19 protein-coding genes and 1 pseudogene are annotated in these 19,476 nt (G+C 68.6%); 5 read left to right on the top strand and 15 right to left on the bottom strand.

What is annotated here, in order from left to right:
* The first annotated feature begins 46 nt into the window (after positions 1 to 46).
* On the top strand, positions 47 to 766 hold the full coding sequence (locus AC5Y5Z_RS07440) for a winged helix-turn-helix domain-containing protein (protein WP_463827179.1): 720 nt from the start codon (positions 47 to 49) through the stop codon (positions 764 to 766).
* 4 nt (positions 767 to 770) lie between these two features.
* Here AC5Y5Z_RS07440 and AC5Y5Z_RS07435 read toward each other — a convergent pair whose 3' ends face one another.
* A complete protein-coding gene (locus AC5Y5Z_RS07435) occupies positions 771 to 1,706 on the bottom strand; it encodes a lysophospholipid acyltransferase family protein (protein WP_499924306.1) in 936 nt (311 codons plus the stop codon).
* A gap of 258 nt (positions 1,707 to 1,964) precedes the next feature.
* Positions 1,965 to 2,516 (bottom strand): annotated as a pseudogene (locus AC5Y5Z_RS07430) (MPT63 family protein); the annotation flags it as partial.
* A gap of 389 nt (positions 2,517 to 2,905) precedes the next feature.
* Here AC5Y5Z_RS07430 and AC5Y5Z_RS07425 point away from each other — a divergent pair.
* A complete protein-coding gene (locus AC5Y5Z_RS07425) occupies positions 2,906 to 3,325 on the top strand; it encodes a MarR family winged helix-turn-helix transcriptional regulator (RefSeq protein ID WP_473139954.1) in 420 nt (139 codons plus the stop codon).
* Positions 3,326 to 3,328: 3 nt separating this feature from the next.
* Here the strand turns inward: AC5Y5Z_RS07425 and AC5Y5Z_RS07420 are convergent, their stop codons facing one another.
* The 3 genes from AC5Y5Z_RS07420 to rpsB are packed head-to-tail and all read right to left on the bottom strand — an operon-like array spanning position 3,329 to position 6,416.
* The gene (locus AC5Y5Z_RS07420) at positions 3,329 to 4,732 is read right to left on the bottom strand and encodes an amidase (RefSeq protein ID WP_473139955.1); all 1,404 of its coding nucleotides are present in this window, start codon (positions 4,730 to 4,732) and stop codon (positions 3,329 to 3,331) included.
* 12 nt (positions 4,733 to 4,744) lie between these two features.
* A complete protein-coding gene (gene tsf, locus AC5Y5Z_RS07415; RefSeq protein WP_463827007.1) occupies positions 4,745 to 5,563 on the bottom strand; it encodes a translation elongation factor Ts in 819 nt (272 codons plus the stop codon).
* A gap of 13 nt (positions 5,564 to 5,576) precedes the next feature.
* Positions 5,577 to 6,416, bottom strand: coding sequence for a 30S ribosomal protein S2 (gene rpsB / locus AC5Y5Z_RS07410; protein WP_463827008.1), 840 nt, complete (start codon positions 6,414 to 6,416; stop codon positions 5,577 to 5,579).
* A 286-nt stretch (positions 6,417 to 6,702) separates the two neighbouring features.
* Between rpsB and AC5Y5Z_RS07405 the strand changes: the two genes are divergently transcribed.
* Entirely contained in the window at positions 6,703 to 7,212 is a 510-nt protein-coding gene (locus AC5Y5Z_RS07405; RefSeq protein ID WP_499924303.1) for a M23 family metallopeptidase, read from the top strand.
* Here AC5Y5Z_RS07405 and AC5Y5Z_RS07400 read toward each other — a convergent pair.
* The 9 genes from AC5Y5Z_RS07400 to AC5Y5Z_RS07360 all read right to left on the bottom strand — a co-directional run bounded on the left by AC5Y5Z_RS07400 (position 7,197) and on the right by AC5Y5Z_RS07360 (position 16,880).
* Positions 7,197 to 8,093, bottom strand: coding sequence for a tyrosine recombinase XerC (locus AC5Y5Z_RS07400; protein WP_499924300.1), 897 nt, complete (start codon positions 8,091 to 8,093; stop codon positions 7,197 to 7,199). The genes AC5Y5Z_RS07405 and AC5Y5Z_RS07400 overlap by 16 nt on opposite strands.
* Before the next feature lie 31 nt (positions 8,094 to 8,124).
* Entirely contained in the window at positions 8,125 to 9,285 is a 1,161-nt protein-coding gene (locus tag AC5Y5Z_RS07395; protein WP_463827011.1) for a lactate 2-monooxygenase, read from the bottom strand.
* A gap of 26 nt (positions 9,286 to 9,311) precedes the next feature.
* A complete protein-coding gene (locus AC5Y5Z_RS07390) occupies positions 9,312 to 10,160 on the bottom strand; it encodes a siderophore-interacting protein (protein WP_463827012.1) in 849 nt (282 codons plus the stop codon).
* Between the two features lie 64 nt (positions 10,161 to 10,224).
* Positions 10,225 to 11,385, bottom strand: coding sequence for a DNA-processing protein DprA (dprA, locus tag AC5Y5Z_RS07385; protein WP_499924296.1), 1,161 nt, complete (start codon positions 11,383 to 11,385; stop codon positions 10,225 to 10,227).
* Entirely contained in the window at positions 11,382 to 12,893 is a 1,512-nt protein-coding gene (locus tag AC5Y5Z_RS07380; RefSeq protein WP_499924294.1) for a YifB family Mg chelatase-like AAA ATPase, read from the bottom strand. The genes dprA and AC5Y5Z_RS07380 overlap by 4 nt, the downstream gene beginning before the upstream one ends.
* Complete coding sequence (locus AC5Y5Z_RS07375) at positions 12,893 to 13,270, bottom strand: YraN family protein (RefSeq protein WP_499924292.1); 378 nt, start codon at positions 13,268 to 13,270, stop codon at positions 12,893 to 12,895. The genes AC5Y5Z_RS07380 and AC5Y5Z_RS07375 overlap by 1 nt, the downstream gene beginning before the upstream one ends.
* 118 nt (positions 13,271 to 13,388) lie before the next feature.
* On the bottom strand, positions 13,389 to 13,619 hold the full coding sequence (locus AC5Y5Z_RS07370; RefSeq protein WP_463827016.1) for a deoxyribodipyrimidine photolyase: 231 nt from the start codon (positions 13,617 to 13,619) through the stop codon (positions 13,389 to 13,391).
* Between the two features lie 70 nt (positions 13,620 to 13,689).
* A complete protein-coding gene (fdhD, locus tag AC5Y5Z_RS07365; protein WP_473139960.1) occupies positions 13,690 to 14,517 on the bottom strand; it encodes a formate dehydrogenase accessory sulfurtransferase FdhD in 828 nt (275 codons plus the stop codon).
* Positions 14,517 to 16,880 carry an FdhF/YdeP family oxidoreductase gene (locus tag AC5Y5Z_RS07360; protein ID WP_499924588.1) on the bottom strand — a complete coding sequence of 788 codons (2,364 nt, stop codon included), beginning with the start codon at positions 16,878 to 16,880 and terminating at the stop codon, positions 14,517 to 14,519. Before AC5Y5Z_RS07360 ends, fdhD begins: the two co-directional genes overlap by 1 nt.
* A 110-nt stretch (positions 16,881 to 16,990) precedes the next feature.
* Between AC5Y5Z_RS07360 and AC5Y5Z_RS07355 the strand changes: the two genes are divergently transcribed.
* Positions 16,991 to 18,346 (top strand): WS/DGAT/MGAT family O-acyltransferase, encoded by a 1,356-nt coding sequence (locus tag AC5Y5Z_RS07355; protein ID WP_463827018.1) that lies wholly within the window; start codon positions 16,991 to 16,993, stop codon positions 18,344 to 18,346.
* 61 nt (positions 18,347 to 18,407) lie between these two features.
* A complete protein-coding gene (locus AC5Y5Z_RS07350; RefSeq protein ID WP_499924289.1) occupies positions 18,408 to 19,148 on the top strand; it encodes an ANTAR domain-containing protein in 741 nt (246 codons plus the stop codon).
* Here AC5Y5Z_RS07350 and AC5Y5Z_RS07345 read toward each other — a convergent pair whose 3' ends face one another.
* Positions 19,149 to 19,454, bottom strand: coding sequence for a DUF2469 domain-containing protein (locus AC5Y5Z_RS07345; protein ID WP_012393608.1), 306 nt, complete (start codon positions 19,452 to 19,454; stop codon positions 19,149 to 19,151). It lies immediately after the preceding gene.
* Positions 19,455 to 19,476: the final 22 nt, after the last annotated feature.

Raw genomic sequence — 19,476 nt, 5'->3', positions numbered from 1 at the left:
GCGGCAGGGACCGGCGGCACGCCGGTACCACCCTCGAGGCCTGGAGATACCAGTGGACGTTCTGCTCCTCACCAACGACAACCATTTTGAATCCTCATTGCAGCTGGGATCTTTCGCCCTCACGGTGCGCAGCGCGCCGTTGAACGACGGCGATTTCTGGCGGCTCGACGGCGCCGACGTCGCAGTGATCGACGCCCGCACCGATTTGGTGGCCGCGCGGGCCGCGTGCCGCTGGCTGACCGCCACCGCGCCGGCACTGGCGGTCATTGCCGTGGTGACCCCGACAGACTTCGTGGCCGTCGACGTCGACTGGAACTTTGATGACGTGCTGCTGGCCTCCGCCGGGGCGGCCGAGCTGCAGGCACGGTTGCGGTTGGCGATCACCCGTCGTCGCAATGCCGTGGGCGGCACTCTGCAGTTCGGCGAGCTGGTGCTGCATCCATCCAGCTACACCGCGATGCTGCGGGACCGGGACCTCGGGCTGACGTTGACCGAGTTCAAGTTGTTGAACTTCCTGGTCCAGCACGCCGGCCGCGCGTTCAGCCGGACCCGGTTGATGCACGAGGTGTGGGGTTATGAGAGCAACGGGCGGGTCCGCACGGTGGACGTTCACATTCGTCGACTGCGCGCCAAGCTGGGGCCCGCGCACGAGTCGATGGTCGACACCGTCCGCGGGGTGGGCTACATGGCCGCCACCCCGCCGCAACCACGCTGGGTTGTCGGCGAACCGGTGCTGAGTCCGGTATCCGACGCCGTCGCGCGGTGACCCGCTAACCGAACAGCGGCAGCGTCCGTTTGCGGGCCAGCGCATCCATCCCTGCTTGAATGCTGTCTTCGACTTCCCGGTACTTCGCGTCGATGTACTCATCGTCGCCGGCGCGGGCGGGATCCGAGTCGATCTCGACAGGCGGCATGAATCGCGTCCTGATCTTGGCCGGCAGCGGCAGTTGCGGCAGGGCCGCCGGGGCGATACCCCAGGGCAGCGAGACCGCGAGCGGAAAGACCTTCAGCCGCAGCAGTTTGTCCAGCCGCAGCGTCTTTGACAGTTGGTCGCCGCGAATCAGCACCGGCATCGCGTCGGCGCCGCCGACAGTGGCGATCGGCACGATCGGCACCCCCGCCCGGATCGCCATCTTCACGAATCCCTTGCGTCCGGCGAGGTTGGCGCGGTCCCGCTCGCTCCAGGGCCGCAGCGAATCCACTTCGCCGCCGGGCCACAGGGCCACGTCGCGCCCCTCGGCCAGCGCCGTGGCGATCGCGTCCGGCGCCGCCGGCAGCACGCCCATGGACCGGAAGTAGCGCCCGATGCCGGGAATCGCCATCAACGCGTCGTGCGCCGTGCCGTGCAGCGGGCGGTCCGGACCGAACCGCCGCCACCACTGCAGGCCCACCGTCCACGCATCCCAGACGAATGGCGCGCCGGAGTGGATGCCGATCAGCAGAACCGGGGACTTCCCGACGTTTTCCCAGCCGTCGATCTCCATCCGGAACCAGTAGTCGACCAGCACGTTCCAGAAGAACTTCTGCCGTTGCATGGTGGCTTCGTCCTGGCCGTCGAGGGACCAGTCCCCGGCCCGATCAGCAACCCAGCCGCTGACGCCGCCGCTCTGCTTGTCGCGCTTTTCCGCCATGGTCGAACGGGCTTCTTCGGCGTGGTGGCGTGCCTGCTCGAGAACGTCTTCCGATCGGTGATCTGTGTGGGTCATGGCTTGTGGCATACCCCACATGTCCATAGAAAACTCCGATAAACGAGACCTCCCCGCACCGGTTGAGTGGCGCGGGGAGGGTCGTCTAGCTACGGGTACCGACTATTAGGCGGGTTCCGACGGGTTGGGCTCCGCGGCGTTCGGGCCGGGTACCGAGTTCGGGCCGGTCATCGAGTTCGGCGCCGCAGGGTTGGGGCCGGTCATCGAGTTCGGCGCCTGGTTCGGGCCGGGCACCGTGTTCGGCGCCTGGCCGGGCACCGTGTTCGGGGCCTGACCGGGCATCCCATTGGGTGCCTGGTTCGGCAGGGCGTTGGGCGCGGGAGCGGTGGCCGAACCACCCTCCCAGACCAGCGCGTCCTGCATGCCGTCGTTGTAGACGACGCGGGTCGGTGCAGCACCAGTCACGTCGAAGTAGATCTTCCCGCTGGTCATCCCGCCCTGCGTGATCGGCGCGGGGCTCAGTCCCTCAGGAGTCGCCTTGGTGCTGATGACGCGGTAGTTCGTGCCATCGGCGGTACGCGCGTTGAAGTTGGTCACGACGGGCGTGACGACTCCGTTGGTCGCATGCACCTGGACGTCGGCCTGCCAGAGCTGGCCCTTGACGGTGTAGCCCGGGATGGTGATGGTGGCGGGCTGCAGGTTGCTCACGGTGTACTCGGTGCTCAGCGGCCCGTCAACCAGGGTTTCGGGGGTCCCGAGACCGTCGACTATGGTGGGCGCAGCCGAGGCCGCTGCCGCACCGAACAGGCTGACAGCCGCGATTCCGGCGGCACCGATGACCGTTTTTGCAGTGGTAGTGCTGAACTTCACGCTCAATCCTCTCGTTTGGTGTCGTTCTCAGCAGTCAGCGTCTTACGTTCGCTGTGCCAACCGCACTTGCATCCCATTACCCACCGCACACCTACTCAAACAGCGCCGGGCTGGCAGAATTACCACACGCGGGGCCGCTAGCTGCGTAAACAGCGCACAAATTGACCTGCGCCACAATAATGATTTCGTCACATCTTCAACATTGGCACCACCGTAATTCACAATGCCGGACCGAAAACCTATCCGTCGAATGTCAAATATCCAGGATTAGCACCGGACCGCCGCTGCGCATTGAATACTTTTTTGCCCACCATTGTTGGCAGACCGATCGAGGTGAAATTCTCGGGATGCACCCGCGCCGGAGGAATACCTATGTCAATATCCTTGAGATGGATGCCACCGAGGACGCCCCGCTTGGTTATCTGCTGTATCGAGTGTCATCGGTACTGCGACCCGAGGCGTCCGCGGCGCTGAATCCGCTGGGCCTGACGCTGCCGGAATTCGTCTGCCTGCGCATCCTGTCCCAGTCGCCGGGATCGTCGAGCGCTGAACTGGCCCGTCATGCAAGCGTCACGCCACAGGCGATGCACACGGTGCTGCGCAAACTGGAAGACCTCGGCGCGGTGGACCGTCCGGCCTCGGTGTCCTCCGGGCGTGCCCTGCCGGCGTCGCTGACCGACGCCGGTCGCGAGCTGCTTCACCGTGCGGAGGCGGTGGTGCGTACCGCCGACGCCCGCATCCTGGCCAAACTGACCGCGGCCGAGCAGGCCGAGTTCAAGCGACTGCTGGACAAACTCGGGTCGGATTGACGCTCAACCCTGAATCCGCGCCCACGGCCGCGCCGCTTCGAGTTCGTAGGCCAGCTCCAGCAGCCGCGACTCCTGGCCCAAGTCGGCGGACAGCATCATGCCCACGGGCAGGCCGTTCGCGGACTGGCCCACCGGCAGCGAGATGGCCGGGTCGCCGGTGACGTTCTGCAGCGGTGTGAAGGCCACCCAGTCGACCAGACGATCGATGACCTGCTGGTAGTCGGTCGGCGCCAGGAAGCCGACCGGGGGCGGCGGATCGGCCAGGGTCGGCATCAGCACGGCGTCGTAGTCAGCAAAGAACCGGGCGCTGCGCCGCCGCAGCCTGCGCAACCGGGCGATGGCCAGCGGGAGCCGGTGGATGTGGCGCCGGGTGTGCCGGTACAGACCCATCGTCAAGGCATCCAGACGGGAGCGGTCGAACGAGCTGCCGAACACCCGCCGTCCGGCGCTGACCTGCGCCAATGACAGGAAACCCCAGTACAGCACGAAGTCGTCCTGGAAGCCGGCGTGCACCGGCAGCTCGTCGAGGGTTTCCACCCGGTGCCCGAGTTCCTCGAGCAGTGCCGCCGTCTTCAGCGTGAGGTCCCGCACCTCGGGTCCGGATTCGCGATGCATGGACCGGGTCGTGACGGCGATCTTGAGCCGCTGCCGGCCCGGCCCGCTCACGTCACCGATCGGTGGCAATGTGTGATTGCGGAAGCTGCGTTCCGCCTCGCGGTACCAAACGGCGGTATCGCGCACCGAGCGGGTGAGCACGCCGTTGGCGACGATGCCGACCGGTAGCCGGCGCAATTCCGGGTCCAGCGGCAACCGGCCCCGGGACGGTTTCAACCCGACCAGCCCGGTGCACGCCGCCGGGATCCGGATCGACCCGCCGCCATCGTTGGCGTGGGCGATCGGGGTGACGCCGGCGGCGACGAATGCCGCCGACCCCGACGACGAGGCGCCCGCGGTGTGCTCGGGGTGCCAGGGGTTGCGCACGGCCCCCAATCGGGGGTGTTCGGCGGCAGCGCTGAACCCGAACTCCGAAAGTTGGGTTTTGCCCAGCACGATCAGCCCGGTGTCCAGCAATACCCGGGTGACCACACTGTCGCCGGACGCCGGATACGGTTCCCACGCGTCCGTGCCGTGCCGCGACGGCAGCCCGGCGACGTCCACGTTGTCCTTGATGAAGGTCGGGACGCCGGCGAAGAAGCCGGTGCTCGGCCGCGCGGCGGCGGCGGCGCGCGCCTGATCGAAGCCTGCGCAGGCCAGCGCGTTGAGCGCCGGGTTGACGGCGTGCGCACGCGCAATCGCAGCCTCCAGCACCTCGGCACGGTTCAGCTGGCCGGACCGCAGGGCCTCAGCCAGCGCGACGGCATCCAGGTCACCCAGGGCGTCGTCGCCGAATGCGTGTACGCGCGGCATCGGGAACCGGCGCTAGGCCTGGCCCACCTCGAACCGGACGAACCTGGTCACGGTGACGCCGGCCTCGTCGAGCAGGGCCTTGACGGTCTTCTTGTTGTCCGACACCGACGGCTGCTCGAGCAGCACGGCGTCCTTGAAGAACCCGTTGAGCCGGCCCTCGACGATCTTGGGCAGCGCCTGTTCCGGCTTGCCCTCGGCCTTCGCGGTCTCCTCGGCGATGCGGCGCTCGCTGGCCACCACGTCCTCGGGGACGTCCTCGCGCGACAGATAGCGCGCCTTGAGCGCGGCGATCTGCAGCGCGACGGCATGTGCCGCGTCGGCGCCCCCGTCACCGGTGTACTCGACCAGCACCCCAACCGCGGGCGGCAGGTCGGCGGCACGCTTGTGCAGGTAGGCCTCGACGGTGCCGTCGAAGTTGGCCACCCGGCGAAGCTCCAGCTTCTCCCCGATTTTGGCCGACAGCGCGGCGATGGCCTCTTCGACCGTCTGGTCGCCGGTGCTGGCTGCCTTGAGCGCGTCGACGTCGGTGGCCTTGGAGGCCACCGCGGCTTCGACCACCTTGTCGGCCAGCTCCTGGAACTCGGCGTTCTTGGCGACGAAGTCGGTCTCGCTGTTCAGCTCGATCAGCGCGCCGCCCTTGGTGGCGACCAGGCCTTCGGCGGTGGCCCGCTCAGCGCGCTTGCCGACGTCCTTGGCGCCCTTGATGCGCAGCGCCTCGACCGCCTTGTCGAAGTCGCCGTCCGTCTCCACCAGCGCGTTCTTGCAATCGAGCATGCCGGCGCCGGTCAGCTCGCGAAGTCGCTTGACGTCGGCAGCGGTGTAGTTCGCCAATGCTCAGCCTTTCCTAGGATGCGTCTGTGGTTGGTGCGCCGGCGGCGGTGTCAGCGCCGGGGGCGGCGTCGGTGCCGGCGGCAGCGCCGGCCAGCAGTTCCTGCTCCCATTCCGGCAGCGGCTCGGCGGCCTCAGCTTCCGGCTTGCCGTCGCTGCGGCCCGCGCCGGCACGCGCCTGCAGACCCTCGGCGACCGCCTTGGCGATCACCGTTGTCAACAGCTCGGCCGAGCGGATCGCGTCGTCGTTGCCGGGGATCGGGTAGTCGACCTCGTCGGGGTCGCAGTTGGTGTCCAGGATCGCGATGACCGGGATGCCCAGCTTGCGGGCCTCGCCGACGGCGATGTGCTCTTTGTTGGTGTCCACCACCCAGACCGCAGACGGCACCTTGGCCATGTCCCGGATACCGCCCAGGGACCGCTCCAGCTTGTTCTTCTCCCGGGTCAGCATCAGGATTTCCTTCTTGGTGCGACCCTCGAAGCCACCGGTCTGCTCCATCGCCTCGAGCTCCTTGAGGCGCTGCAGCCGCTTGTGCACGGTGGAGAAGTTGGTCAGCATGCCGCCCAGCCAGCGCTGGTTGACGTACGGCATCCCGACCCGGGTCGCCTCCCTGGCGACCGAGTCCTGCGCCTGCTTCTTGGTGCCGACGAACAGCACCGTCCCACCGTGGGCGACGGTTTCCTTGACGAACTCGTATGCGTTATCGATGAAGGTCAGCGTCTGCTGCAGATCGATGATGTAGATGCCGTTGCGGTCGGTGAAGATGAACCGCTTCATCTTGGGGTTCCAACGACGGGTCTGATGCCCGAAGTGCGCGCCGCTGTCAAGCAGCTGCTTCATGGTTACGACAGCCATGGTGAAGCCACGTCCTTTTCTCGGTTGTCGCCCGGCGTCGGGTGAAGCCGGGCCCTGGCGCCTGCTGCGATGCCGAACCCGCTGCCAGGTACACCTGGTCACGGGACCGCTCGGCATGCTGATGCGGATCCCTGGACTACTGGGTCGCGATGCAGACGCGCGAAGTCAGCCCGCTTGTCACGAGCTGCGCCGAGAAGTTTACACCGACTCGGCGGCCGGAATTCCCACGCCGCAGAGCTGTCCACAGCGACTGGTCCGATCCCGCGCGTGCGGCTGCACTGATCAGGTGCGATGGCTGGTAGTGGTGTTGTTCCTGTGCTGGGTGCTGCTGAACGCACCGCCGGCAGACGCCGACAACGGGCGGTTCAGCTGGCCGCTGCGCCCGCCGCCGACGGTGGTCCGGGTATTCGACGCGCCGCGCCCGGATTGGCTGGCCGGGCACCGCGGTGTGGACCTGGCCGGTCGACCGGGTCAGCCGGTGTACGCCGCCGGCGAGGCGACAGTGGTGTTCGCCGGGTCGGTCGCCGGACGGCCGGTGGTGTCGCTGGCCCACCCGGGCGGATTGCGCACCAGCTACGAACCGGTCCGGTCAGCGGTGCGCGCGGGACAATCGGTGACGTCGGCGACGGCGATCGGTGAGCTGCTGGCCGGGCACGCCGGTTGCCCGGCGCCGGCGTGCCTGCATTGGGGCGCGATGTGGGGGGCGGCGTCGCGAGCCGACTACGTGGACCCGCTCGGCCTGCTGGCGGTCACGCCGATCCGGCTCAAACCATTGCCGGGTCAGGCGCGCGGATGAGCCTGGTCGTGTACCGCGCGCAGCCTGGCCACCGCGACGTGCGTGTAGAGCTGGGTGGTGGCCAGGCTGGAATGGCCGAGCAGTTCCTGGACCACGCGCAGGTCGGCCCCACCTTCGAGCAGGTGGGTGGCAGCGCTGTGCCGCAGTCCGTGCGGTCCCATGTCGGGCGCGCCGTCCACGGCGGCGATGGTTTGGTGCACCACCGTGCGGGCCTGCCGGACGTCCAGACGGCGGCCGCGGGCCCCCAGCAGCAGCGCGGGACCGGACTCGGCGGTGACCAGTTCGGGACGCCCGTGCGTCAGCCACGCCTGCAGCGCCGCGGCGGCCGGCTGCCCGAACGGCGCGGTGCGCTGCTTGTTGCCCTTGCCGAGCACCCGGACCACTCGATGCCCGGTGTCGACGTCGTCGACATCCAGCCCGCACAGCTCGCTGACCCGGATCCCGGTCGCGTACAACATCTCCACGATCAGCCGGTCCCGCAGGGCCAGGGGATCGCCCTGCTGCGCACCGGATTCGGCGGCCGACATGGCGGCCAGCGCCTGGTCCTGGCGCAGCACCGCGGGCAGGGTGCGGTGCGCCTTGGGGACCTGCAGGCGGGCGGCGGGGTCGTTTGCGATGATGCCGCGCCGCAGCGCCCACGCGGTGAAAGCTTTGACCGACGACGTGCGCCGGGCCAGGGTGGTGCGCGCGGCGCCGGCGCCGGCCGCGGCGGCCAGCCAGGCCCGCAGCACCGGCAGGCTCAGCGTCTGCAGACTGGATCCACGCTCGGCGAGAAAGTCCAGCAGCGCCCGCACGTCCCCCAGATAGGCCCGACGGGTATGCGCCGACCGGCCGCACTGCAGGTCGAGATATTCGTCGAACTCGTCAAGGATCGCCTGCACTCCCCCACGCTCGCAGACGCGGCACGGCGATTCAGCGGACGCGCCGCAGTGTGTCCGGGGTGAGATCTTTCAGCGTCGGATAGCCGTCGACGGCCATGATCAGGTCGGCTTCGGCGAGCAGCATCCGCAGCACGTGCACCAGGCCGTCGACGCCGCCGAGCGCGAGGCCGTAGGAATAGGGCCGGCCGACGCCGACCGCGGTCGCACCCAGGGCCAGCGCTTTGATGATGTCGGCGCCGCTGCGGATGCCCGAGTCGAACAGCACCGGCAGCCCGTCCGCCGCCTCGACCACGTCCGGCAGGCAGTCCAGGGCGGGCAGCCCACCGTTGGCCTGCCGACCGCCGTGGGTCGAGCAGTAGATGCCGTCGACGCCGCCGTCCTTGGCGCGCCGCGCGTCGTCGGGATGGCAGATCCCTTTGAGGATCAGCGGCAGGTCGGTCAGCGAGCGCAGCCAGGGCAGGTCGTCCCAGGTCAGCGGGTTCCCGAAGGTCTGGGCCCACTGCAGCACCGCGCCTTGCGGGTCTTCCTCGGGCGGGCGCGGCAGGCTGGCGCGGAAGACCGGGTCGCTGGTGTAGTTGCTCAGGCACAACCCGCGCAGCTGGGGAAAGTTGGCTGTGGTGAGGTCCCGCGGTCGCCAACCGGGAATCCAGGTGTCCAGCGTGACGACGATCGCCTTGTAGCCGGCCGCTTCGGCACGCTGCACCAGGCTGGCGGCCAGTTCCCGGTCCTTCGGGGTGTACAGCTGGAAGAAGCCCGGGGTGTCGCCGAATTCGGCCGCGACGTCTTCCAGCGGGTCGGCGGTCAGCGTGGACACCACCATCGGCACTCCGGTGCGGGCCGCCGCGCGTGCGGTCGCCAGGTCGCCGTGGCCGTCCTGCGCGCACAGTCCGATGACGCCGATCGGCGCCATGAACAGCGGCGAGGGCAGTTTCAACCCGAACACGTCGACGGAGAGGTCGCGTTCGGCGGCGCCGATGAACATGCGCGGCATCAGGCCCCACTGATCGAAGGCTTCCCGGTTGGCCCGCTGGGTGCGTTCGTCGCCCGCTCCCCCGACGACGTAGGACCACACTGACGGCGGCAGGGCCATTTCGGCCCGCAGCTCCAGTTCCGCGAAACTCATCGGCAGCTTGGGAGCGATCCCGGAGAGTCCTTGGAAGTAGATCTCGTACTGATAGTCGCCGTATGCCATGAGCTAGAGGATGCCAGTGGCCCGCGCTACTGGTCCGGGCCCTCCGCCTCGGCGAGTTCCTTTTTCCACTCCCGGAACGACTCTTCGGTGCGCCCGCGCCGCCAATATCCGGAGATCGACGCCCACTGGGCATCGACGCCGCGTTCCTTGCGGATGTAGGGCCGCAGGTTGTGCATGACGGCTTGTGCTTCGCCGTGGATGAAGACGTGCACCTGCCCCGGCAGCCAGGGCGAGGTGGTGACCGCCTCGATCAGCGGTGCGTGATCGCCCGCGCGGTCTTCGGGAACCAGGTCGGCGCGGCCGCCGCGCACAATCCAGAACACGTCCACACCTTCGGGTGCGGTCAACGGGATTTCGTCCTCGGGAAAGCCGACCTCGATGAAGGCCTTGCCGACCGCAGTTTCGGGCAGTGCCTCCAGCGCTGCGGCGATGGCGGGCAACGCGGATTCGTCTCCGGCCAGCAGATGCCAGTCGGCGGCCGGGTCGGGAGTGTAGGCGCCGCCGGGGCCCATCAGATAAATCGGCTGGCCCGGTTCGGCCGCGGCCGCCCACTGTCCGGCCACGCCGTGCTCGCCGTGCACCGCGATGTCGACGGTGATCTGGCCGGCCTGTTCATCCACGCGGCGCACGGTGATGGTGCGCACCGAGGGCCGGTGCGCGGGGGGCAACTCGGCGAAGCTGTCGATCGTCAACGGCTGGGGTAGCCCGTTGATGTCGACGTTGTCGGGGACGAACACCAACTTGACGTAGGAGTCGGTGAACTTGCTCGGCACGAAGGCGTCGAAATCCTTGGCGCCCAGCACCAACCTGACCATGTGCGGCGTGAGCTGTTCGGTACTGACGACCTCGAATGCCTGCAGCGGCCGACCTGCCACCGTGTCCTCCTGTCCCGCGGTCGTCCCGTCCCGCGCCGCGATACCCACACCCGACCCCAGTCGACTATACGAGTCGGGTTTTGCCGCGACCGTGCCGTGCGATCCGCCACCGGCCGTCGTCGCACTCGACCAAGCCGGCAACCTCGAGCAGCGCCAGTGGCCCCAGTACCTGTTCGGGAACCAGGCCGGACGCGACCGCGATCTGTTCGACGGTGGCCGCGCCACGGCCCGGCAACGCGTCGTGCACCCGTTGCTCGGCCTCGCTCACACCGTCCAGCACGGTGGCGGGCCGTGACTCCTCGGGCGCCAGTTCCCCGATGCGGCCCACCATTTCGACGACATCGTCAGCACGGGTGACCAGCTCCGCGCCGTTGCGCAGCAGTACATGACATCCCGCTGAGGCCGACGACGTGACCGGCCCGGGTACCGCGGCCACTACCCGCCCCAGCGCGCGCGCCCACGCTGCGGTGTTGGCGGCACCGCTGCGCAGCCCCGCTTCCACCACGACCGCGGCGCCGGCGACGGCGGCCACCAGGCGGTTGCGGGTGAGGAACCGGTGCCGGGCCGGCCGGGTACCGGGCGGGTACTCGGTGACCAGCAGCCCGTGCCGGCTGATGCGGTGCAGCAGCGCGGAGTGCCCGGCCGGATACGGCACGTCGATCCCGCCGGCCATTACTGCCACCGTGCTGCCCTCGGCGGCCAGCGTTGCCCGGTGCACCACACCGTCGATGCCGAAGGCACCGCCGGAAACGGTTGCCACCTCCCGGTCGACCAGACCGGCCGCCAGATCGGCCGCCATGTGCTCGCCGTAGCTGGTGGCGGCCCGGGTGCCGACGATGGCGGCCGACCGGTGGGACACCTCGGCCAAGTCGACGGGCCCGATCGCCCACAGCGCCAGCGGCGGCCCGCCGCGCGATGTGACCGCCGCGTTGTCGAAGGCGGCGAACGCCAGCACCGGCCACTCCGCGTCGTCGGGTGTGATCAACCGGCCGCCGCGCCGCTCGAGCAGCTCCAAATCCGCTGCCGCCTGGTCGATGTGGCGCCGGGCCTCGGTGCGTCGGGCCAGATCCGGACAACCCGGTAGCCCGGCCTCCCCACGCTTGATCCGCTCGGCCGCCTCCTGCGCCCCGACGCATCGCACCAGCCTGGCGAGCTCCGCGCAGGGCGGTTCGACGACCCGCGACAGGTAGGCCCATGCCCGCGACTGCGGATCGGTGGCGCTCATCGTGCCGCCCCCGCCTGCCGGAAGCTGAGCGCGGTGGCGACGTCGTCGCGGCCAGGTGACGTGCGCCCGGCGAGGTCGGCCAGACTCCAGGCGACCCGCAACGTCCGATCGACCCCGCGGATGCTCAGCACCCCGCACCTCAATGCGGTGTGCAGTGGCTCCATCGTGGCGTGGCCGAGCCGGAATTTCCGGCGCAGCAGCGCGCCAGAGACTTCGGCGTTGGTACGGCAACCGTGCGGCCGCCACCGGTCGGCTGCGGCCGCCCGGGCCTGCGCCACCCGGTGCCGGACCTGCGCGGTGGATTCACCGTCGGCAGGCGCGAACGCTCCCGATCGCACCACGGTCATCTGGACCCGCAGGTCCACCCGGTCGAGCAGCGGACCGGACAACTTGCTCAGGTACCGCCGCCTGACCGCGGCGGGACAGACGCAGTCCTGCGGGTCGGCCGGCGCGCACGGACACAGGTTCGCTGCCATCACCAGCTGGAACCGGGCCGGGTAGCACGCGACGCCGTCGCGGCGGGCCAGCCGAATCTCACCGTCCTCCAACGGTGTCCGCAATGCGTCCATGGCGCTGGCGCCGATCTCGGCGCACTCGTCGAGGAACAACACGCCGCGGTGCGCGCGACTGACCGCACCTGGGCGGGCCATCCCGCTGCCGCCGCCGACGAGGGCGGCCACGGTGGCGCTGTGGTGCGGCGCCACGAACGGCGGCCGGGTGATCAGCGGTGTGTCCCCGGCCAGCAGGCCGGCCACCGAATGGATCGCGGTGACCTCCAGCGCCTCGCTGTCGGTCAGCGGCGGCAGCAGCCCCGGGAGACGTTGTGCCAGCATCGTTTTGCCCACCCCCGGTGGGCCGGTCATCATCAGGTGGTGCGCCCCCGCGGCCGCCACCTCGACAGCGAACCGGGCGTGGGACTGACCGACGACGTCGGCCAGATCCACCACCGGCTCGTCGGCGGGCGCCGACCCCAGCACCGGGCCGTCCAGGCCGCCGCTTCCGTTCAGCCAGCCTTTCAGCTGTCCGAGGGTGCGCACCCCCCATACCTCGATACCGTCGACCAGGCAGGCCTCGGGCAAATTCGCGCTGGGAACCACGACGGCGGGCCAGCCGTCGTGCTTGGCGGCCAGCACCGCGGGCAGCACCCCCCGGACCGGACGCACCCGGCCATCCAGCGCCAGCTCGCCGAGCAGCACCGTCTTCTCCAGCCGGTGCCATGACCGCTTGCGCTGCGCCGAGAGCACCGCGGACGCCAGCGCGATGTCGTAGACGGATCCCATTTTCGGCAGTGTGGCCGGTGACAGCGCGAGCGTGAGCCGGGCCTGCGGCCAGTCGTTGCCGCAATTGCTGACCGCCGCGCGCACCCGGTCCCGGGACTCCTGCAACGCCGCGTCGGGCAGGCCGACCAGATGCACGCCCGGAAGTCCCGAGCTGATATCGGCTTCGATTTCCACGATGTGCCCGTCCAGGCCTTGCACGGCGACCGAGAATGCGTGCCCGAGCGCCATCACCCGACCGCCTTGAGGTGGGTGAGCTCCGGGACGCGCCGGCGTCCGATGCGCACCGCGATCACGTCGATGCGGATCACCGCCCAGCGCTGCTGCTGACCGGCCAGCCACAGGCCCGCGAGCCTGCGCAACCGGCGCACCTTGGCGTCGGTCACCGCCTGCGCCACGCCACCGTATCCGTCCGTCGTGCGGGTCTTGACCTCGACGAAAATCACTGTGCGAGTGGCTATATCGGCAGCGATCACGTCGAGTTCCCCGTAGCGGCAGCGCCAGTTCCGGTGCAGGATGCGCAACCCCAGGCCGGTAAGGTGCGCTACGGCCAGCTGTTCACCGAACGCTCCGAGCTGCGCCCGGGTCATCGTTTCTTGGGTCGTCATGAGGCTCACCCTGCAGGCGGGCCCCGACACGGCCGGTGGTGGCGGATGCGCAGCACCCGGTTGCGCCGCTACCTATCCACACCCGGGCATTCATCCACAGCCCGAGCGGACGCGGCCGTCAGGCGCGCTTGCTGGGCACGATGATCACGACGATCAACGTCAGGATGCTGAAGAACAGGCCGCACAGTCCCCAGATGACAGCGCTGCGTCCCTTCATCGACGCGATCACCGCGCAGACGATCGCCGCGATCACGCTGCCGACCATGACGAAGATCCCTTTGATCCCGCGCAGGATGAACCCCGCTGCCTCGGGATTGCTTTGCGCGGCGGTAATGACTTCGTGCAGCATGGCCGTCTCCTGGACTGAGTGAGGTGAGCTCGGTGAAGCGCTAGGACCGGCTACCCTCGCGGCCCGGGTCTCAATCCACGGTGACCCGGTCCACCCGAGTGTAGACGTTCATCGAATCCGCGCGCAGGAACGCCACCAGCGTGATCCCGGACTCTTCGGCCAACGAGACGGCCAACGACGACGGCGCCGAAACCGCGGCCAGCACCGGAATCCCGGCCATCAGCGCCTTCTGGGTCAACTCGAAGGACGCCCGCCCGCTGACCAGCAGCACCGTGCCCGCCAACGGCACCCGCCCGTGTTCCAGCGCCCAGCCGATCACTTTGTCCACGGCGTTGTGCCGGCCGATGTCCTCGCGTGCGGCCAGCATCGTCCCGTCCACCCCGAACAGCGCCGCGGCGTGCAGCCCGCCGGTGGAGGCGAAAACCTTTTGGGCGTCCCGCAATTGGTCCGGCATCGCCTCCAGGCTGGCCGCGGCAACGGTGGCGGGATCATCCCCGGGCGCGTGCCGGCTGATCAGCCGCACCGCCTCCAGTGACGCCTTACCGCAGACCCCGCACGACGACGTGGTGTAGAAGTTGCGGGTCACATCCAGATCGGGCACGTCGACACCCGGCGCCAGCGTCACGTCGAGCACGTTGTAATTGTTGCCGCCGTCGGCATCTTGGCCTGCGCAGTAGCGAATCGTGCGTACGTCCTCGCGCCGGACAAGCACTCCTTCGGTGAGTAGAAAACCTTGTGCCAGTTCAAAATCGGCACCCGGGGTGCGCATGGTCACGGTGACCGCGGTGCCGTTGACGCGGATCTCCAACGGCTCCTCGACGGCCAGCGTCTCCGGCCGGGTGATCGCCCGGCCGGCGGCGAGATGCCGAACGCGCCGACGCGCGGTGACGTGTCCCACTAACCGCCCGGCTCCACTCGGATCACGATCGCCTTGGACACCGGGGTGTTCGATTTCGCCGCGGTGTGGTCGAGCGGCACCAGGGCATTCGTCTCGGGGTAGTAAGCGGCCGCATTGCCGACCGGCGTCGAATACTGCACCACCAGAAAGTCTTTCGCCCGGCGCTCCTCGAGCCGGCCTGCACTGTCGGTCCACTCCGACACCAGATCCACCCGGGCGCCGGGGGTCAGACCGAGCGCCTCGATATCGGCGGGGTTGACGAACACCACCCGGCGGCCGCCCTTGACCCCTCGGTAGCGGTCGTCGAGCCCGTAGATCGTGGTGTTGAACTGGTCGTGGCTGCGCAGCGTCTGCAACACCAGCCGCCCGGGTGGCACCTGAACCCACTGCAGCGGATTGATGGCGAAGTTGGCTTTGCCTGTGCTGGTACGGAATTCGCGTGAATCGCGGGGCGGATGCGGCAGCTGGAAGCCGTCGGGCCGGCGCACCTTGCGGTTGTAGTCGGCACAACCGGGCACCACCGCGGCGATGGCGTCGCGGATGGTGTCGTAGTCGTCGGCGAACCGCTCCCATGGCACGGGGTGCGCCGGGCCCAGCAGGGTCCGGGCCAGCCGGCAGACGATCTCCACCTCGCTGCGCAACTGGTCGCTGGGCGGCTGCATGCCACCGCGGGACAGATGCACCATCGACATCGAATCCTCAACCGATACAAGCTGTTTGCGACCGCCGCGGATGTCGCGGTCGGTGCGGCCCAGGGTGGGCAGGATGAGCGCGGTGCTGCCGTGCACGATGTGGCTGCGATTAAGTTTCGTCGAAATCTGTACAGTCAGCGCGCAATTGCGGAGCGCGGCCTCGGTGACGGCGGTGTCCGGCGTGGCCGAGGCGAAGTTGCCGCCCATGCCGACGAACACGCTGGCCCGGCGGTCCCGCATGGCGCGGATCGCGGCCACCGTGTCATACCCGTGCGCACGGGGGCTGGTGATCCCGAACTCACGGTCCTGAGCGGCCAGGAACGGTTCGGGCATCTGCTCCCAGATGCCCATGGTGCGGTCGCCCTGGACATTGGAGTGTCCGCGCACCGGGCACACTCCCGCGCCGGGTTTGCCGATCATGCCGCGCAGCAACAGCACATTGGTGATCTCGCCGATCGTGGCAACCGCGTGCGTGTGCTGCGTCAGGCCCATTGCCCAGCACACCACGGTGCGTTGGGACGCCATCAGCATCGCGGCGACGCGCTCGAGTTGCGCACGTCCGATACCGGTGGCGGCCGCCACGTCGTCGAGGTCGATTTCCAGGGTGCGCCGGCGGTACTCATCGAAGCCGGCACAGTGCCGGTCGACGAATTCGCGGTCGATCACCGTGCCCGGGGCGCGCTCGTCGGCCTCGAGCAGCAACCTGCCCAGACCCGCGAACAGCGCCATGTCGCCGCCCAGCCGCACCTGGACGAACTCGTCGGTGATGGGAATGCCCCGCCCGAGCACCCCGTGCACCTTCTGCGGGTCCTTGAACCGGATCAGTCCCGCCTCGGGCAGCGGGTTGACGGTGATGACCCTGGCGCCGTTGTCTTTCGCCTTCTCCAGAGTCGAGAGCATGCGGGGATGGTTGGTGCCCGGGTTCTGTCCGGCGATGACGATCAGGTCGGCGTGCACCACGTCGTCGACGGTGACCGAACCCTTTCCGATGCCGATGGATTCGGTCAGCGCCGAACCCGAGGATTCGTGGCACATGTTGGAGCAGTCGGGCAGGTTGTTGGTGCCGAAACTGCGCACCATCAGCTGGTAGCAGAACGCGGCCTCATTGCTGGTCCGCCCCGAGGTGTAGAACACCGCCTCATCCGGGCTGTCCAGGGCGTTGAGCTGGTCGGCGATCAGCCGATAGGCGGCTTCCCAGCCGATCGGCCGGTAGTGGTCGTCACCGGGCCGCAGCACCATGGGCTGGGTGAGCCGACCCTGCTGGGAAAGCCAGTATTCCGGCTTCGCTGCCAGGTCGGCGATCGAATGCCGGGCGAAGAACTCCGGGTCCACCACCCGCTTGGTGGCTTCTTCGCCGACCGCTTTGGCGCCGTTTTCGCAGAACTCGGCCAGCTTGCGGCCACCGTGTTCCTCCGGCCAGGCGCACCCCGGACAGTCGAAACCGTTGCGCTGATTCAGCTTGGCCAGCGCCCGCGCGGTGCGCACCGCACCCATCTGCTCCAGGTCGCGCTGCAGCGACACCATGACCGCGCGCACTCCCGCCGCATCCTGCTTGCGCGGCGTGACGGTTACCGCGTGTTCGTCGTAGTCGGCGGGAATGTCACCGGGTCCGCCGGAACGCTGAAACCACACGGCGTCAACGTACCCCGATTCGGGCGCACTCCACCGAATCCTGCTCGGTCGGGCACACTCAGCGACGACGTACGTCACCAAATGTGTGCGCGATGCCACAGTTGGCTACTACTACCGGGTTCAATACCGCTTGGAGGGTACGAGGGACCATGAAATTGATCGCGCCGGCCGACTCGATGTTCCTGCTCGGGGAATCCCGCGAGCACCCGATGCACGTCGGCAGCCTGCAGTTGTTCCAGCCACCTGATGGCAAGGACGAAGACTTCGTGACCGAGGCCTACGAGTCGATGCTCAGCCGCACCGACGTCCAACCGACGTTCCGCAAGCACCCGGCGTTCGTGGGTCCGGTCACCAACCTGGCGTGGTCGGAGCAGAAGGACATCGAACTCGACTACCACTTCCGCCGGTCGCACCTGCCCCGTCCGGGCCGGGTCCGCGAGTTGCTCGAGGTGTGTTCACGCTGGCACGGCAGCCTGCTCGACCGGCACCGCCCGCTGTGGGAAGCGCACCTCATCGAGGGCCTCAACGACGGGCGCTACGCCGTCTACACAAAATTCCACCACTCGCTGATGGATGGTGTCTCGGCGATGCGGCTGATGCAGCGCGCGTTCACCAACGATCCGAACGACGACGAGGTCCGGGTGCCGTGGGAGCTGAAACCGCGCCACAAGCCGGACTCGGGCGGCGGCTCGTCGCCGCTGCAGGCGCTGACCGGTGCGATCGGTTCCGCAGCGGGTCTGGCGCCGTCGACCCTGACGCTGGCGCGCGCCGCCCTGATCGAGCAGCAACTCACGTTCCCCTTCCGGGCCCCCAAATCCATGTTCAACGTGCGGATCGGCGGCGCGCGACGCATTGCCGCGCAGTCGTGGCCGCTGGAACGCATCTTCAGCGTGAAGAAGGCCGCGAACGTCAGCTTCAACGACGTGGTGTTGGCGATGTCGGCGGGCGCACTGCGCACGTATCTGATCGAACAGAATGCCCTGCCCGACGCGCCGCTGATCGCGATGGTGCCGGTGAGCCTGCGCAAGGAGGACAGCGACGGCGGCGGCAACTCGGTGGGAACCGTGCTGTGCAACCTCAACACCCATGTCGAAGACGCGGGCGATCGGCTGCGCGGGATCAACTCGTCGATGACCGAACAGAAAGAGCTGTTCAACCAGCTCCCCCAGGTTCAGCAGCTGGCATTGTCGGCGTTCCTCACCGGCGGCCTGTTCCTCGGTCTGGTACCCGGATTCATCCGCACCGCGCCGCCGCCGTTCAACATCGTGATCTCCAACGTGCCGGGCTCCAAGGAGAAGTTGTATTGGCGCGGCGCGGAGCTGGTCGGCAACTATCCGCTGTCGATCACGCTGGATGGGCAGGCGATGAACATCACCGTGACCAATAACGGTGACAATCTGGACTTCGGCTTGGTGGGCGCCCGGGGCAGCGTGCCGCACCTGCAGCGGATGCTCAGTCATCTGGAGACGTCGCTGAAAGACCTCGAGCGCGCAGTCGGCGTGTGACGCCTGTGACGACCGCGCTAGTCTACGGCCAGCACCCGCTGCGCCGAAGGGAGGTGACGACTTGGTCAACGAACCGAGCGCCGACGACGGCCCGACCCCGGGTGGGTCGACGGCCGATCCCGCGACGGTGTTCGCCGCCCTGGCCGAGATCCTCTACCAGGGCACGGACCCGACCCAGATGTATGCGGCGATCTGCGTGGCCGCCACTCTGGTCGTGCCCGGCTGCGACCACGCCAGCCTGCTGGTCAAGCGCGACGACCGCTACGTGACGGTGGGTGCCAGTAGCCGACTCGCCTACCAGGTCGACGACCTGGAACGACGAGCCGGCGACGGTCCGTGCATCGACGCGATCGAGGAGGAGACCCCGCAGATCGAGCCGGACCTGACCGTCCCGAATCAATGGCCCAGGTTCGCCGAGCGCCTGGTCGCCGAAACGCCGGTGCGCGGCGCGATGGGCTTTCGGCTGCTGATGGACAGGCGCAAGAACGCTGCGTTGAACCTGTTCAGCGAAACGCCCAACCTCTTCGACGCCGAAGCCGCCGGACGGGCCGCGGTGCTGGCGGCGTTCGCCGGTGTGGCCATCAACGCGATCGCGCAGGGCGAGGACGCCGCCAGCCTGCGCCGCGGCTTACTGAGCAACCGGGAAATCGGCAAAGCCGTGGGCATGCTGATGATGCTGCACCAGATCGGCGAAGACGAGGCCTTTGATCTGCTGCGCCGGCACTCGCAGAGCCTGAACATCAAACTTGCCGACGTGGCGCGCCACGTCGTCGACGCCCGCGGTCAGCTGCCGCCCGGCTGACTACTCCGGTAAGCGGAGTTCGGGTTTCTCCACCTCTTCGATGTTGACGTCCTTGAACGTCACCACCCGCACCTGTTTGACGAACCGGGCCGGACGGTACATGTCCCACACCCACGCGTCGGCCAGGCGGAGCTCGAAATACACCTCGCCGTCGGCGTTGCGCGGCACCATCTCGACACTGTTGGCCAGATAGAACCGGCGCTCGGTTTCCACGACGTAGCTGAACTGACCGACGATGTCCTTGTATTCGCGGTACAGCGAGAGCTCCATCTCGGTTTCATACTTTTCGAGATCTTCTGCACTCATCTGCTCAGACGTCCTCTTCCCG

The organism is Mycobacterium sp. NGS29 (assembly GCF_059812965.1).
Note: the sequence above shows the minus strand (reverse complement) of the source record. Positions and strands in the feature narration are given on the sequence as shown.